We start from the raw sequence: 17530 nt of genomic DNA, 5'->3' as shown, positions 1-17530 counted from the left end.
TTTAGAACTGCAAAGAAGCGCACTCAGCGCCAAGGGCTATTTGAATTGCTAGAAGGTTGTAATTGCATTTCTGCTATAAAACGTGAGAGTTAGATCCTTACAGTCAGGCAATCACTATATTTGACGCATGCAAACCACTTTTGTAAAAAACGATGCCAAAGTCATTAAAAGCTGGGCGATGTTTGACTGGGCCAATTCCTCCTATTCTTTGGTCATATCTTCAGCCATTTTTCCAACTTATTTTCTGAGCGTAACTAATGCAACCATCCATGTAGGCAACACCGATATGCCTAATAGCTCTTATTTTTCTTTCATCATATCGCTTGCCTACGTTTTTGTGGCGATTGGATTGCCTATACTGAGTGGGATCGCTGATTATAGTGGCAAAAGGTTGTATTTTCTTCGTTTGTTTACCATCATAGGTTCGCTCGCCTGTATTTCCATGTATTTTTTTAGAGACATGAACACCTTATGGATCGGTACTGCGGGATTTATGTTGGCCAGTATCGGATTTACAAGCAGCCTGGTCTTTTACAATTCCTATCTGCCTGTCATCGCTACGGAAGATAAATATGATAAAACCAGTGCCAGAGGCTTTGCCTACGGATATGTAGGTAGTGTCATCTTGCTGATTGTCAATTTGTTTGTGATCGAAAAAAAAGAATGGTTTGGGATCACTGAGACCAGCGTGGCAGTCAGACTGGCTTTCGTCATGGTAGGATTGTGGTGGTTTTTCTTTGCGCAGATCCCTTTTCGAAAATTGCCTGCAGATACAGTGGGGAAGTTTGGAAAGGCGATATGGAGAAAAGGCTATCAGGAATTGAGAAGCGTATGGAGGCGACTACAACATCAGCCTCACCTCAAACGGTTTTTAATGGCGTTTTTTTTTTACAGTGCAGGCGTACAAACTGTGTTATATATGGCCGCCACGTTTGCAGATAAAGAATTGCATTTTGGAGGCTCCGAGCTCATCATCATCATCCTGATATTACAGTTGGTAGGTCTGGTGGGGGCCAATTTTTTTGCTTTGGTTTCCCGCTGGAAAGGCAATAAGTTTTCATTGTTGGTGATGCTGACATTATGGATCACGGTATGTGTCTTTGCCTATTACACTTATACAAAGACCCAGTTTTATCTCATTGCCTCCGGTGTGGGGCTGGTGATGGGGGGCATACAAGCTTTGTCCAGGTCCACTTATGGTAAATTATTGGATGAGGATGAGTTAGACATTACCTCTTATTATAGTTTCTATGATGTCCTGGAGAAAATCGCGATCGTAGTGGGCACTTTTAGTTTTGGATATATCGATCTGATTAGTGGAGGAATGCGCAACAGCGTACTGATATTGATCGTATTTTTTGCTATTGGGATTGCTATCCTGTCGACAGTCAATATGGATATGGCCGAGCGCGATACCCGCTAAAAGCTCACCAAAATCTAGCTTTGGCAGATACAAAACACGATTGGAGTAATATTCAATGATTGCCTTATCTGGTGTGGGTTGGTAGGTTGAGCTTCTACCAATGGATCAGGCAAGCATCAATAAAAAAGAGATCCTACTTGCGCAAGACCTCTTTTTCATCTTTATTAAAAAAATTATTCGCTTTCTATTGATTCAAGAGATGATGAACTGCTCGACTGCTTATTTTTTAGGAGCGGCAGCTGGAGCTGCTTTAGCCGCCGGGGCAGCTTTGGCAGGAGCAGCTTTAGCAGGTGCACCCTTTGCAGCTGCAGCGGCTGTCTTCTCTTCTTCTTTGAGGGCTCTGGTAACTGATACGTTGGCAACCGGTATGGCGCCATCTGCTATACTTCGAACACCTTTTGGTAACACGATGTCACGGATCCTCATCACGCCACCTACCTCGATATTAGTGATATCCGCTCCAATCTGGTTGACCAGGTTTTCGGGAGTACTTTTAATTTTGATTTTACGAATGCGTTGGATCAATTTACCACCAGCTTTAACACCCACAGAATATCCTTCTAATTTAACAGGGACTTCAACCTGCACTTCTTTGCCAGGTACCAGCTCCATAAAATCAATATGGGAGATGGCATCACTGACCGGATGAAACTGAATATTTTTGATGAAGACCTTGATAGGACCATCTTGCGTGTTTAACAGACCTATTTTAAACTCAGGTGTGTACACCAAGTTTTTTATTTCGGTAGGCTCCACAGAAAAATGTTGCGTGGATTTGCCTCCATACATGACACAGGGTATCAATGATTTGGCTCTTTCATCTTTGGCTCCACGAGTACCATTAAGTAAACGTGCATGTGCTTTTAATTCTACTACTTGCATACGGTCTGCTTTTAATATTGGGCTGCAAAGATAAAATTATTTTTATTGTCAGCGACTTATTCTTTTATTTTTCGGCCATTAAGTATCAATCTGTTAATAATCAAGTATTTGTGTATAAAAAGATTGATCAATCCACGTAGAGCGCGGCGATAGACCTGTGTTCGTGGACTGTAAGGATGGCTTTGGAGAATAACTCTGCAGAGGACAGTACTTTGATTTTATCAATTTGTTTCTTTAACGGCAAGGTGTCTGTCACATAGAGTTGAGAGATAAATGAGGCCTCTATCTTTTCATAAGCCGATCCGGAAAGCACAGGATGCGTACATATCACTATAACAGAACTGGCTCCTTTGGTTTTGAGAGCCTCTGCCGCTGCGCAAAGCGTACCGGCTGTATCCACAATGTCATCGACCAATATGACTTGCTTATCTTCGACTTCACCAATGACCATCATTGATCCAATTTCATTTGGTTTTGATCTGGATTTGTCACAAATGACCAACTCGGTATTAAAGTATTTGGCATAATTTCTGGCGCGCTTGACGCCTCCGACATCAGCACACGCAAAAACGGTATTTTCATTGACCAGTTTTTTTAAAAATGGCTTAAAAATAGCTTCGCTTCGAAGATGATCTACAGGTATATCAAAAAAACCCTGGATCTGATCGGCATGCAGGTCCATAGTCATGACCCGATTAGCTCCTGCGGTGCTCAAAAGATTGGCTATGAGTTTAGCAGTGATCGGTACCCGGCTTTTGTCCTTACGATCCTGTCTTGCAAATCCAAAATAGGGTATGACAGCCGTGATATAATCTGCACTGGCGCGTCGCGCGGTATCTATGAAAAGTAAAGTCTCGAATAAATTGTCCACAGGCGCACCGGTAGATTGAATAAAAAAGACAAAAGCTCCTCGTACTGATTCATTGATAATAGGATGCATCTCGCCATCACTAAATCTCTGAAGTGACATATCACCTAATGGCTGACCATAGGCCTCCATGATTTTTTCTGATAAATATCGTGACCCGGTACCTGAAAATACTTTAACTACCATTTCTGTGGATTGAAGGCTAAAGGTAATAAATGTAGTCAAGTAGGCCACGGTTTAGTCAAAGAAGTGTCAGACTCATCGTTGGGGTACAAAGGTAAATGGAGGCTTATCTCGACAATGGACGATAGACTTCGTCTAAATATTGGAGTGCTATTTTGTTTCTATTAAACTTTTCCAGGTGAATAGTCCGGGCAGTTGGCACCTTACTGTTGGCATCTCCGAAAGGTGATTGTCGAATCATGGAAGCTAATTGTTCAGGCTGCGATGGATCAAAATAGTTTGCAATGTCCCCTCCAGCCTCCGGCATGGATGATCTATCAGAAGTGATGACGGGTATATGACTGGCTATGCCTTCCAAAACAGGCAACCCAAAACCTTCGCCGAGTGAAGGGTAGATCAGGAGGTGTGCCCCGGAATATAAAATACGCAGTGTCATGCGCGGAAGGCCAGGTAGAAAATGGATGATATTCTGAAGCTGACGCTGCACTATATACTGCCTGATGAATTTTTCATATCCTGTGCCTTGGCCTGCTACCACCAATGGAATACGGTCTTTGGCAGGCAGCATCCATAAAGCATCTATAATGACTTTAAGATTTTTTCGATGTGTGATAGAACCGACATACAGAAGATAGGTTTTGGGAAGCTTAAAAGTGCTTAGTACTTCTGCCAACTCCGCCTCTTCAACAGGGATATTGAATATTGGATCATAAGATTGGTAGATGATCCTGATCTTTTCTTCAGCGGCTTTGTAGAATTGAATCAAATCGTTTTTAGTCGCCTGGCTGATAGCAACGATGATATCAGCTTTCTGAACGGCTGATTTGGTCTTGCGATCGTAAATTAAGCGATCATGCCAGGGAAAATCCTGCTTAAAAGATTTAAACAATATATCGTGGATAGTCACGACCCTGGGTATTTTTTTCGTATCGCCAGTCAATGGCAGTTCGTTGCTCAACCCATGGAATACCTCTATTTGATGGCGAAGCAGATAAGGGTCCATGTTGACACTCCGGGAGTACCATCCTGGAGATCCAATCGTTGCGACAGTTACTTTTTCATTAGAAAAATATTTATCAGTCAATTCGGTTTTGACTGGGTGAGCATCAAAAAGCATTGCCTTAAAATCAGGAATAGTCTCTACCAGGCTATGCACCAGGGTGCGGCTATAATATCCTAGTCCAGTACTGTTGTGAAAAAGCCTTTTTGCATCAAAACCAATGACCATGACTTGGTGCTAAAAGATCGTGTCCATTGTAGTGCCGTCACTGTCCACGATGATAATCCGATCAAACCCGAGTGATTTCATATCCTCCAGAATAATATCCTTATTGCTGACTAAAAACCACATCAGCTTGGATGAATCTATCAATTGATGGCCCAGAGACTGAACCTCTTCGAGAGAGAGGGATTTAACCTGATCAGAGTAGGTACTCCAATAATCATCTGCAAGCTGATACTTGATGAGTTGATTGAGTGATCCAGCCACAGCAGCGTTTGTCTCCCAGATACCGGGCAGGGACATGACTTGATTATTTTTCGTTTTTTCGAATTCCGCAAAGGTCAACGGTTTTTCACCTACGATCCAATCGTATTCTTTAATAATCTCCTGGATAGATTCTTTGGTTTTGTCTATTTGTACCTGTGTATAAGTGATGAATGGTCTGGGGCCTTTGGCCTCCCGAATAAACACCCCGGCTCCATAGGTCCAGTGTTTGTCTTCTCTCAGATTGAGGTTGATCCTGGATGTAAAGTCACCACCGAGCACATTGATCAGGGGTTCTTTGGCGATCTCTGACAGCTCACCATATGGGGCTATTAAATACCCGGCCATGATCACGGTCTGCTCGACTTCAGGTTTATGCATAAGGTATAAGATCTTTGAGGAAGGTAGGGTGACGACCGCGTCCGGTTGGATTGGAATCGATGACCCGGTCCATTCGGCCAGCCTGGCATCCAGCATAGAATGTATTTCATCCATAGAGAGGTCTCCAACTACACTGAGGCTACTGCTGCCTGGCCTAATCCAGGTATAGTAAAAATCTTTGACATCCTCTAAGGTGATAGAAGCTACGCTTTCTTCAAATCCCATTCCGGACATAGGCAGACTGTAAATGTGATCTGTACCAAATAAAAACTTGGGCATGACCCGAAGAGCCATTTGGACAGGATTCATTTTTTCTCTTTGGATGCCTGATATCTGCAAGGTTTTGAGTCGTTCAAAATCGGCCTCTGGAAAAGACGGGTGCAAAAGTATCTCCATCAATAAATCCAGGCTGGGTTCAAGGCTGAGTTTCAGACATTCTAATTTGATATAGTTCTGATCCAAATCAGCAAATGAGGAGATTGAAGCACCCAATAAACTCAGTTGTTCACTAATCTGTAAGGCATCAAGATGTCTTGTGCCTTCATCCATCATATTCATGGCCAGGGCTGCCAATCCTGGTTTTCCTGCTACTTTATCGCTACTAAAACCGCCCTGCATCATCAGAGTGATCACCACAGTTGGCGATTCAGGTCGAGGAGCAAGCGAGATTGCCAGGCCATTTGGCAAAGCAGTCCGTTGTAAAATGGGAAAAGCCGAGGCTGGGGTATGACCCACAGGGGGTAAGGCGGCACGGTCTGCAAGGATGGCTTCGGTCTCGTATTCAGGAAATGGTTTGGCCAGGATCGTATGGGAACCTGTGTTTAGCCATTCAAAAGCTATATTTTGGAGATCGTGGAGCGAAGCATGTTCTATATACTCATTATAAGTCCTGTAATATTCCGGTGTGTCTCCGAAAATCTCGCTTTCTGCCAGGACATCGGATTTGCCACCAAAACCTCCAATCCGCTCGATCCCCTTAATAAAACCGGCAAAGTATTTTGATTTTACTCTCAGGAGTTCTTCTTTGGTGGGTCCATTGGCCAAAAAATCGGATAGAACTGCATAGATTTCCTGTTCAACCATTTTTTCATCTACTCCTTTTTTGATTTTGCATTCTATCAAAAAATTGCCACAGATTTCCCTGGAATAATTGTGAGCAGAGGCAGAAGTCGCCCACTGATTTTCATAGATAAGTCTTTTATATAATCGGGAGTTTTTATCTGACCCCAGGATAGCAGCGATCAGGTCGAAGATGGCAGCTTCCCGGGTGCCCCACTGTGGAATGTTCCAGGCGATAGTAATCTTTGATTCAGGGACACGATCTTCAAATTCCTGTCGCGTATTGCTTTGTCTTATCGGGATATCGACTTCGGAACGAGCGATCATCGGTCCACTCGGTATATGACCAAAGTATTTTTTGACTTTTTCCAGAGCTTCTTCCACTTTGATGGCTCCGGCGATCACCAGGATGGCATTGGCCGCGCCATAATATCCCTTAAACCACTCATGTACATCAGCTACTGTGGCTCCTATCAAATCCTCTTCAGATCCAATGACAGTCCAGGAATACGGATGTCCTTTTGGAAACATGGCTTCTGTGAAAAGATCATCTTCTTTGGCATAAGGCTGATTTTCGCCTTGCTTTTTTTCATTAATGACTACACCCCGCTGTTCGTCAAGTTTGGCCTGGTCGATAGCGCCTGTGAGATGCCCCATGCGATCTGATTCAAGCCAAAGTACCTGTTCCAGGGCGCCTACGGGCACATTTTGAAAATAATTGGTCCGGTCATTATTGGTAGTGCCATTGAGGTCTGTTGCACCAATCGCTTCCAGTGCCTGAAAATAGTCCGTGTTAAAGTTTTCACTGCCATTAAACATAAGGTGCTCAAAAAGGTGGGCAAAGCCACTTTTCCCCTGCTTTTCATTTTTGGATCCTACATGGTACCATATATTTACCGCTACGATAGGCGCTTTAAAATCTTCGTGGACGATTAGACGCAGTCCATTGGAAAGTATATATTTTTTAAAAGGGATGTCGATGTCTGAGGATTTAAAGATGAGTCCGCTTGGAGAAGGCATGCTAGTCATGGATGGATAAAGTGATTTAAAATTTTGGATACAAATATCCGATTTATATCGGGAATGATGGAAGTTGTCTGGAGTTTAGATAGCCACTTTGCAATACAAGTACCGAGTACATAAATATATTCATTGAGCCTTCACTTCTCCATTATGATTGGAGAATACATCAAATATTCTCTTTGTGCCTATCGAGAGGGCTCTGAAGCGTTCATTGTATGGTGGTTTGCTTTGCGATTCATATGAAGGAATTGGCTATCTTTGTACCTTACTATTATGGCAAGATTTTTAAACAAAATGAGCGCAATTTTTGGGCAGCGATGTCCTCAATGTGAAAAAGGTAAAATGTTTTCAAGCGGATTATTCCAGTTTTCAAAATTTTTGGATATGCCTGAGAAATGTGAGTATTGTGGGCTTAAATTCATGCCGGAACCCGGCTTTTATATGGGTTCCATGTTTGTGTCCTATGCATTGTTTTCATGGGGCATGCTGATCCTGGTGGCAGTATTTTATCTGTTATTCCATTTTGGGATCGATATGTCTATTTTCCTGGCAGTGATGTGTGGATTATTGAGTTTTACTTATGTCATCAGGTTATCGCGTGCGATTGCGCTCCATGTAGTGAAGAGGTACGACCCTGCTGCTATCAAAAAATAGGGCTATTTTTTTCGGACAAAGTATTTCTGCTGATCGACACTAAAAGTGATTGGCCGGATAGTATCTGCAGCTCCCCAATCATCAATGGGTTCAAAATCCAATAATATCGTATCCTGGCCCAGGTATTGCACGATACCGGTGAGGATTTTGTCCTTCAGGATGCCCCGGTTAAAATCAAATAAGTCCAATTGATATGGTTGGGTGGCCTCATTGAGCTTATACTTTACCAGGAATGTATCAGACAGCGTCTCCTCGTGAAAAATCCATTGGGCAGTGCTATCACTGTTAAAATTGAGGATCTGGTGGCCATCCATTAAAGCCCAGGCTGATTGTAAATAAGGTTTGTTTATTTTATGCTGATCGCAAGCAAAAATCAGAATTATGCTGATACTTAATACAGTTGGAATAATCTTCATGGTAAGTTGGGGGCATGAAATTAAATCAATTGGTTGATTTTCAGTATAGATCGGAGGATAATTTTTTTATTATTACATGTAAGTCTTTGGCCAGAGAGGACCAGGACAGGTAGTTTCTACGCGCTTCCTGGAGTTAAAACCCTTTGCGGCTTAATTGTTAAACTTTTCATCGATAGTTTGGCCCAAAATCAAGCTTTTCCTGAATCCTCAAAAATGTTGATCCGGACGCTAAAGCACATTACCTATGACATATAACTGCTCCAGAGTGGGTGAAGCTTTGCCGCCTTCATCTTCCAATGTCACTGCAAATGCCTGGGCGTGATCGATGAAAGTCTTTTCCGAAAAATTAACAGATCCGATTAAATCATCACTGACGACACCCATATCGACCGGCTTGCCGTCTTGAATGGCCCAGAGCTGAAACTGCTTGCCTGTTGGTGGCTTGGGTAATCCGGCAAAGTCGAAAAATAATTTTTTTCCTGTGCTGTCTATAATCACCGAAGCAAAAGATTGTGGAGAGAGGGCAGTCCCGGGAAGTTTGAGAAATTTGGAACCTGCATCGTTTAAGAGATTTAATTTTTGGAGGAGGATATTATTTTGAAACTCCGTTTGTGTACATTGGTTGCGTAAACTGTCCAGGGTAAACTGCAGCCTTTGATTTAATTGTCGCGATTCGGACACGCGATTATTCTGAAAAATAATATATCCCAGTAGACCTACAGCCAATATTCCTAAAAGATAGGTCGGCCAGGAGGATGACTTTGATACACTTGATTTGGCTTGGTTTGAAGAAACGGGATGGGTTTTATGCAGATTTTGGATCAATTGATCCTCAGTGAGCTTGGGTTTACGGCCTTGATGTTTGGCATAGGTCTCTAAAGCTATCTCAATGGATTCGACTTCGCTGGCAAGTTCTGGATATAATAGGATGTTTTTTTCAACGGCGGCATGGTCGGCTGGGGACAAAGTGCCGATGACATATTGTTCAAGGATCCCTGATTCTATATATGCTTTTATATCCATATTTTAATTGTTAATAATGATATAAATTAAAATTAGGATCATCACGCTGATAAAAGCTTGCAGATCGTTACCCAAGAATTCTCGCAATTTGAGGATACCCCTTCGCACATTGGTTTTGACTGTACCGAGCGGCATATTGAGCTCATCGGCACATTCCTGATGAGTATAGCCCATAAGGTAGATCATTTCAATCATTCTTTTCTGATTGAAGTCCAGCCCTTTGAGAACAGCTGCCAGGCCAAGATGATCGACGCTGACATCCTGGGCAGGTGCATTTAATTGAACAGAGATATCGCCTACGGCAGAGCGGGAAGACTTATAGTCGAGGGTTCTGATTTTGTCTATTGCTGCATTGCGTGCGATTCTTGCCATCCATGTAAATAATCTTCCCTTCAATGGATCGTAGGATTTGATCCCATTGTAAAACTTTAGAAAGACATCATTTAATACTTCTTCTGCATGCTGTTCTGATTTGACGATATGGTGAATGATACCATAGATGGCTTCGTTATAATTTCGGTACAGCAAACGGAGACCTTGCTCGTTACCTTCCAGCATCAAGGTGACTATATTTTCTTCTCTAAGTGGCAAAGTGTGGCTCAGTTTAGGTCAAAGTTAGAAATTATACGATAATCCTGTTTTTATAAAAAAGGGTGTGCCTGGTGTAAAGTGAATTTCTTCAATAGGATTTACTTCATTCTTCAACCTTGACAAAGTGGCAAACTGTGTTTCATTCCATTCTACATTAAATAGATTTTCGATCCTGAAATGCAAATCAAATCTGCCTAAATGGTATCTGCCTGATAAGTCATTGACTAAATAACCTTTGGCAACTATGGAATTATCTTCAGTAGCAGGCCTGGCAGATAAATGTCGGAAACTGGCCGAAGCATTCCACGATTTTTTATTGATAGTCACAGAACCCAGTCCTGCTAGGACCGGGGCTAATGGAATATATTTAAATTGAGGTTCATTATCCCTGTTTCTACCATTAGAATAATTAAAATCTACATTGAAGAATAACCAATCTAAAGGTTGATAGCGAACACTAAAGTCAGTACCCAGGCGGCGTGTACGACCACTAGGTTCGATGATACCCTCGTCGCCTACATATACAAATTCCTGTTGTAAATCAAGCATCCAAACAGCTGCATTAAAATAAATATGAGGAGTTGGTTTCCAGATGGTACCTATGTCGATACCGCTAGCTGCTGGTAAGACTTTGTCTGCTCCGGACTGCAGGATGACCCGTGCATCATTGGAGTGAAATCCTATTCCGGATTTGACATAATACTGAATGGATTTGTCCGGTTGGTAGATGATGTTCAATTTTGGACTCAACCTGCCTTTTTGTTTCTGTAAATCCCTCCCGGATAGTTTATCATTATAATTGAAAAGAAAATAGTCGTATCGAAGTGAAGGATTGATTAACCATTTGCCCAGATCTTTGTGATAGTCATAATACAGGTAAGCATTGGATTCATGCACATTGCCTAATTTGTCTGTGCTTATGATTTCATTTCTATCCACAGTATGATCCAATTGGATATCTTTGATTCGATCAAATCTGAAGCCGAAACCCAGATTCCACACATCTGATTTGTCATCAGTGTATCTTTTACGGGTTAGAGTCGTCTGGTATCCGGCAAGATTTCGATTTTCTTTCTGGCGGATCTGATCACCATTGATTGGATCATTGAGGAAAAAAGTAAAATTTGAATACAGATCAAAATCATAATGACTGATGAAGGCAGATTGGGTTAGACTCAATCCATGACCCAGGCGCGTATCCAGGCGAGCGAGCATATTTTGCCTCGCAGTCTGTCCTCCTTCAGTAGAATCCAACGCACCAAATCGGGAGATCTTACCGGACTCTACTACCCTGGTCGGGATCTGACCGGAAGCGTTCCACCTGCTGTCAAACTCTGAAGCTAGTATAGAAAGCGTGTTACGATCGTTCAATTTTGTTTGCCATCTGGCCATCAAATTGGTCCTATAAAAATTTTGTGGAGATTCAAACCAACCATCGCTTTGGTTAAATTCACCAGCTATATAAGATTGTGTCTTTATAGTATTGTACAGGTTGACCAGTGCTGCGGTCCTAAGACTATTATATTGTCCGACTTCCAGTTTAATCTGAGATTGATCAAGTTTTTGTTTCAACTGAAAATTGACATAGGCTGCCGTATTGAAATCTCCCTTGTCAGCATAATAAGGTCCTTTGCCAAAGTCGACTTTGTCGATCAACTCAGGGATGATAAAATGTAAATCTGCATATCCCTGACCATGGGCATGTGAGACCATATTGACTGGCATCCCATCCATTGAAACACTTACATCAGTTCCATGATCCACATCAAAACCACGTAAAAACATTTGTTCCGCTTTACCGCCTCCTGCATGTTGACCAATAAACAATCCAGGTACTGTGCGGAGTACTTCCTGAGAGGAGGTCACGGGACGGATATTCAGATCAATGTCTGAGATCATATTGGTCGCTTTGACAGAATGCGTAACCGTCACCTGCTCCAGGCTGAAGGGCAGTGCTTCCATTATGAATGTTATGATCCCTACGCTACTGCTATTAATTTTCCTTGCCAGGTCTTTATAGCCGAGGTATTTTAATGTAACCGTGTCTTCTCCCTCAAATTTAAAGAGGTACTCACCTTGTTCATTAGTGATGCCAATCATTTTGCTCCTTCCATTGTGGACTGAGGCCCCGATCAGAGGAGATTTATTTTCGTCAAGTACTTTAATTATCGACTCCTGTGCAGCCAGGTGTGAGGAGATAACCAGGCTAAACAAACTTGCAAATATGATTTTAACTATTTTTTGAGAAGATTGATTATTTGCTTCCATGATTTGGCTAAAATTTATAGGTAATATACGTAAGATTTAAGTTTACAGATTCAATTATAAAAGGTAATATCATCTGTCCTTCAAGAAGTGAAAGGGCCGGAGTCTTTAGTTCCAGCCCTTTATCAACTAAAAACCCCAAAAACCTAATTTTTGAATTAATATAATATTATTTAAATCTTTGCGGGAGTCATTTTGGCTTTGTGCAAGATCGCATTTTGAGTATCCCCATTTGTGTATATAAATCCACCAAATATTTGTTTACCTCTACATTGTCCGGTCTGATCTCATATTCTTTCATCGCATATTGCAGGGAGGTCTGCGGATCCTGCAGCAGGTGTTGATAGACTTGAGCGTAGGTGAGATCCATTCTATGACCTGCTTTTTCATCGTCTTTTAGCATATCGAGAACTTCCCGGGCTATAGTCATGGCTTCCTTGACTTGTCCCGATTTTTGTTGTACTTCGGCCTTCAAAATATAGAAATGTACTTCCGGCATAATGGCAATGGCCTGGCTTAGTAGTTTATCTGCTGTAGCCAATTCATTTTTGTCCATATGCATTTCTGCTAGTGCTGACAAGGCAAATGCATAATTGGGTCTTTCACTCAGGATTTGTTGAAATTCATTTTCAGCCAGATCATTTCTGCCTTGTTTTTTATACAGATTACCGAGTTGTAACCTGGTCCAGCAGGTTTCTTCATATCCCGGGTATCCTGCTTCAACTGCTTGCTTCATCGCATCAATCGCACCGTTAAGATCACCGTAGATTTCCCGCAGATAGCTCACTCTGGAATAGGATCTGAGGTCCGGTCGTATAGAGACCATTTTATCCGCGTTGGCCACAGCTTCCGGATAATTGCCAAGCTCCACATTGGCGTCTACCAAAGCTCCATAGATCTGTGCATTGTAAGGGTTGGATTTTATTGCTTCGTCGGCAGTAGTTTTTGCATTTTGAAATTGGTGTAAGGACAGCAACACCGATGCCTTGTCAGACAGGGCTCGAAACTTGAGATCTGGGTCTTCGGGATTGATTGACTGAGCCGTTTCAATGAGTTTTAGTGCCATGGGATAATAATGTCCATGTTCGCCCGTGACTCTGGCTTCCACCATAAAAAGCTCGGCCATCTCCAAATAGGGTTTGGCTACTGCAGGTTTTTTTCGAATAGATTCCGCGAGGCGGGTATACAAATTGTGCATGTTTTCCCATTCCTTCCCATTTTTTAAGGTTTCTTTTCGATCGATTAATGGATAGGTTTGGGTAAAGTCCCTGGGGGTTTGTTGGCAAGAGCCGATACAGAAAGCACATGCTATTAAAATGATAAAATTTTTCATGTTTTAGGTTTTTAATTGGATGATTAGTGGATGGTTGAAGGTTTTAAAATTGGCCCCGACTGTTCGGTCGGGGCCTTGAAATTCAAGGGATTAAGGGTGAATCTACTCGCTACATCTTAGTAACTTTTGCCACTTCAAATTTCTTTGAAATTAAATCTGAGATCTTGATAAAATACTGGCCTGCAGGATGACGGCCGGCATTGTCCCATCGATAAAAGTGTTTGCCTTCACCTAATCGACCTGAGAATATTCTCTCCACGGATCTTCCAGCGAGGTCATAGGCTTCTATCAAATAATCTCCGGCTTTGTCGACATCCAGATTGATATTGAGCTGATCTACAAAAGGATTAGGATAAGATTTTATCTCAAACTTGATGTGCTGGCTATTTACAGAAGGTGTATTAAATCCCAGATATGAACTGCGAACTTCCGGTTTATTGGACACAAACTGTACAAGTTCTCCTCCACACTGACTATCACCAGCCCAGGGCAATGCTACATATGGGAAAGCTGCTTTGAACGGAGCATCATTCTTCTCTACTCCGGTGGTATAACTCAATACATTGACCAGATTGGGTGTGACCGGACTATCGCCAGCTACATAATCATCATACCACAATCCAATGGCGGCCAACGCTACGCCTGCTACAGCTTGTAGTTCTATGCGGGTCACATCATCTTCCAGTCTTCTGCCGTTTGGAAAACCATCCATATTAGGTATAAACTGGATATCAGTAGAAGCTGCATATTTTGGATCGGTCAAGCCGGCTACTGCTGCAGCGATGATACCCATAGAGCTAAACTCAGGGCTGTTACGTGGAGTAGGAGGCACTGCCATGTTCAATCTGAGCATGTCACCACCATTAGGTAAAAAGTTATTTATGAATGGTTTGCCTGCTGCGAGAGGATTGCCGTTTTTGCCTGTTGCAAGTTGATATGGGATCACATTGGGTACACCTGTGTGGAAGATAGGCCACAGATCGACTGATCGGGGTTTTCCAGGACCAGGCAATAATAAGGTGCCAAATACTTTATCATCCAGAGCGGTACCATCCAGGGCAGGATTTCCTTTCAGGCCATAAAGACCATTTTGACCATTTCCAAAATCAAAAGATCCAAGACTGTTTCTTTGAATTCTAAGATTTTTAATGAAGGTACTGCAGTGCCAAACAATGCATCGTCCATATATAGCCCTAGCTCAGGATTGTAAAAAAGCCATCCAGCAAAGTATCGGCGATTTCGTCGTATGGTGTGATAGAGTTCCAATAATCTTTGTAACCCACAGGTATGACTGCTTCATTGGTCAATGGCATACCCAATCTGGATACTTGTACCCAATCTCCACTATTAGATATACTTCCTTTGGATAATGTCTGTATCTTTTGTCTTGAGGCAGAAGCCCATACACCGATCACATAATTTGGATCCAGGATAGAGGTAGGAGTCCTCGCAGAATTATTGTTCAACAAATATCCCATTGGTATTTGAATGGCAATTGTGCTTACGTTTTTGCAAGCCAGGTTATCTATAGATGATCCTGCTTGTCTAGGGCTGTCACCCAGGTCAAATATACCTCCCAGGTCTACAAAGAATGGATCATCGGAGTGACCAATGAAGATTTTTTCACCAGTATGGGTTTGATGTATCGCTTTATTGACTTGCGTTTGGTAAGAAGAGTTGAGTCCTACAGCAGAATTGATAGACCGTTCGCCGATATTTGGAGGGGTTGTCGAGCCACCAGCATAGATCGTGATGAATGATTTGCCTCCATCCGTACTTTTGAGCACATCATAGTACATGCGAAGGTTTTGTTTGCCTAATCTGATGTTGAAGAAAGTAGAAGGATCCTCATCCTTTCGGTAGAATATTACCCTGTAGACGATGTCATCACCAGGGGTATTGACATTATTGTCGATATGTATTTCATACCGAATGTTAGCACCAAAATTGTAATAATTCGGTCCGCCTTGTGGCAACTGTCCGGGTACATAAGTAGCTATGAGTGTAATCATATTGCCGGGTGATCTGAAGGCGTATAGATCTACATTGTCAGCCAGTGGATCGTCGGCTATCATAGGAGCCTCCCTATGTGAGGAAGCAAGCGTCATGCTGCTCAATCCTATCAAAAAGATGAATATCGAAAATATCTGTTTCATGTTAATTTCTATTTAAGTATTGATAAATAATTATTCCTGTCCACCCCAGGGGTTGGCGAGATAGGGAAAGCTTGTTTTGAAAGCTTTATCATTTTTTTCTACACCGGTAGAATATGATAATACATTAACTAATTTGGCCGTTACCGGATTGGCATCACCTGGCTTGTAATCATCATACCAAAGACCAATAGCAGCCAGTGCAATACCGCTTACAGCCTGGAGTTCGATCCTGGTGACATCGTCTTCTAACCTTCTACCATTAGGGAATCCATCCATATTGGGTATAGCCTGGATATCTGTAGTAGTATTAAAGGCAGGATCCGTCAGGCCGGCTACAGCAGCAGCGACGATACCCAGGGAGCTGAAGGCCGGGTCTGTCCTTGGAGTGACCGGTGTAGCCATATTGAGACGGAGCATATCGCCCCCGTTTGGCAGAAAATTGTTGATGAATGGTTTGCCGGCAGCCAAAGGGTTACCATTTTTGCCTGTCGCCAATTGGTAGGGTATCACATTGGGTACCCCTGTATGGAATATAGGCCACAAATCTACAGATCTTGGTTTGCCCTTGCCTGGCAATAACAAAGTGCCAAATACTGCATCATCCAATGCAGTTCCTGCCAAAGCAGGATTGCCCTTGAGTCCGTATAATCCATCTTTGCCATTACCAAAATCAAAGGCTCCCAGGCTATTTCTTTGGATTCTCAGCGCACTAAAACTTGGTACAGCGCCTCCAAATTGTGCATCATCCATGTACAATGACAATTCCGGATTGTAAAAATATTCATCTAGTTTGGTGTTTGTAAAATCATCATAAGGAGTCATTGAATTCCATAGATCTTTGTCTTTAATGGCGATGACCGCTTCATTGGTCAGGGGCATACCCAATCGGGATACCTGCACCCATTCACCATCATAAGTTGAAGTTGCTCCTTTGAAACCCAGGGTTCGGATAGATTTTCTGCTAGCGCTTGCCCATACCCCGATCACGTAATTAGGATCCAGGATCCCGTTTGGAGTAGCACTCGCGCCGGTTTTGAGGAGCATGGCTATAGGTATCTGGATAGCAATCGTGTGGACATTAAATTTGGCGATTCCATCGCGGTTGTTTTTGTCTTGCCTTGGAGAATTGCCCAAGTCGAAAATTCCACCGAGATCCACATAAAATGGGTCATCTACAGGACCACAAAATACTTTTTCACCGGTGCTGGAGTTCACGATAGATGCACTGATCAGCGCATCATAGGTGGTGTTTAACCCTACACCTGTAGTGATAGACCGGGGACCAATATTATTTGGTGGTACCGGACCATCCATAATCACCGCTATAAAAGTTTTACCTCCATCAGTAGATCGACTCATGGTATAAGTAGCTTTGATGTTTTGCTTGCCTAATCGAATGTTGAAAAAAGTAGAAGGGTCTTCATTGACGCGTTTAAACTCGAATCGATAGATGATTTCATCACCAGGTTTAGATGCATCATTATCGATATGTATCTCATACCGAATATTTTCACCAAAGGTGTAATAATTAGGACCTCCAAAAGGCAACTCCGCGGGGATATAGTTGGCTATGATGGTGATAGTGTTGGGGTCGTCGGGGCTTCGAAAAGCATACAGGTCAGTGTTGTCAGCTAGTGGATCGTTGGCGATTAAAGGCGCTTCACGATGACTGCTCGCATAAGATTGAGCGCATAAGACACTCAAAAAGCAGAGTAAAAATGTCCTGAGGATATCAAGACGAGGTTTTAGATTGATGTTTTGATCCATGTTAAAATATTTAAGAGTTA

General features: G+C 42.4%; 12 protein-coding genes and 1 pseudogene. 2 read left to right on the top strand and 11 right to left on the bottom strand.

The annotated features are described in order from the left end of the window. Positions 1-127 precede the first annotated feature (127 nt). The gene (locus IPJ09_09430) at positions 128-1423 is read left to right on the top strand and encodes an MFS transporter (protein ID MBK7371646.1); all 1296 of its coding nucleotides are present in this window, start codon (positions 128-130) and stop codon (positions 1421-1423) included. A 219-nt stretch (positions 1424-1642) separates the two neighbouring features. Here IPJ09_09430 and IPJ09_09425 read toward each other — a convergent pair whose 3' ends face one another. From IPJ09_09425 to IPJ09_09410, 4 genes are all read right to left on the bottom strand, one after another. Further along, a complete protein-coding gene (locus IPJ09_09425) occupies positions 1643-2305 on the bottom strand; it encodes a 50S ribosomal protein L25 (GenBank protein MBK7371645.1) in 663 nt (220 codons plus the stop codon). Positions 2306-2432: 127 nt separating this feature from the next. Continuing rightward, positions 2433-3359, bottom strand: a complete 927-nt coding sequence (locus tag IPJ09_09420; protein ID MBK7371644.1) for a ribose-phosphate pyrophosphokinase — start codon at positions 3357-3359, stop codon at positions 2433-2435. A gap of 103 nt (positions 3360-3462) precedes the next feature. Continuing rightward, positions 3463-4584 carry a glycosyltransferase family 4 protein gene (locus tag IPJ09_09415; protein MBK7371643.1) on the bottom strand — a complete coding sequence of 374 codons (1122 nt, stop codon included), beginning with the start codon at positions 4582-4584 and terminating at the stop codon, positions 3463-3465. Between the two features lie 9 nt (positions 4585-4593). Continuing rightward, a complete protein-coding gene (locus IPJ09_09410) occupies positions 4594-7311 on the bottom strand; it encodes an insulinase family protein (GenBank protein MBK7371642.1) in 2718 nt (905 codons plus the stop codon). Positions 7312-7599: 288 nt separating this feature from the next. Here IPJ09_09410 and IPJ09_09405 point away from each other — a divergent pair, with 288 nt between their 5' ends. Then, a complete protein-coding gene (locus tag IPJ09_09405; protein ID MBK7371641.1) occupies positions 7600-7959 on the top strand; it encodes a DUF983 domain-containing protein in 360 nt (119 codons plus the stop codon). A 2-nt stretch (positions 7960-7961) separates the two neighbouring features. Here IPJ09_09405 and IPJ09_09400 read toward each other — a convergent pair whose 3' ends face one another. The 7 genes and pseudogenes from IPJ09_09400 to IPJ09_09370 all read right to left on the bottom strand — a co-directional run bounded on the left by IPJ09_09400 (position 7962) and on the right by IPJ09_09370 (position 17510). Continuing rightward, entirely contained in the window at positions 7962-8375 is a 414-nt protein-coding gene (locus tag IPJ09_09400; protein MBK7371640.1) for a hypothetical protein, read from the bottom strand. Positions 8376-8603: 228 nt separating this feature from the next. Further along, the gene (locus IPJ09_09395) at positions 8604-9398 is read right to left on the bottom strand and encodes an anti-sigma factor (protein MBK7371639.1); all 795 of its coding nucleotides are present in this window, start codon (positions 9396-9398) and stop codon (positions 8604-8606) included. A 3-nt stretch (positions 9399-9401) separates the two neighbouring features. Continuing rightward, entirely contained in the window at positions 9402-9989 is a 588-nt protein-coding gene (locus IPJ09_09390; GenBank protein ID MBK7371638.1) for a sigma-70 family RNA polymerase sigma factor, read from the bottom strand. A 24-nt stretch (positions 9990-10013) separates the two neighbouring features. Then, positions 10014-12257, bottom strand: a complete 2244-nt coding sequence (locus IPJ09_09385) for a TonB-dependent receptor plug domain-containing protein (protein MBK7371637.1) — start codon at positions 12255-12257, stop codon at positions 10014-10016. A 187-nt stretch (positions 12258-12444) separates the two neighbouring features. Continuing rightward, complete coding sequence (locus tag IPJ09_09380) at positions 12445-13587, bottom strand: tetratricopeptide repeat protein (protein MBK7371636.1); 1143 nt, start codon at positions 13585-13587, stop codon at positions 12445-12447. A 109-nt stretch (positions 13588-13696) separates the two neighbouring features. Then, a pseudogene (locus IPJ09_09375) lies at positions 13697-15743 on the bottom strand (DUF4331 domain-containing protein). Positions 15744-15773: 30 nt separating this feature from the next. Continuing rightward, entirely contained in the window at positions 15774-17510 is a 1737-nt protein-coding gene (locus IPJ09_09370; GenBank protein MBK7371635.1) for a DUF4331 domain-containing protein, read from the bottom strand. Positions 17511-17530: the final 20 nt, after the last annotated feature.

Source organism: Saprospiraceae bacterium, assembly GCA_016709995.1.
Lineage (GTDB): Bacteria > Bacteroidota > Bacteroidia > Chitinophagales > Saprospiraceae > JADJLQ01.
Note: the sequence above shows the minus strand (reverse complement) of the source record. Positions and strands in the feature narration are given on the sequence as shown.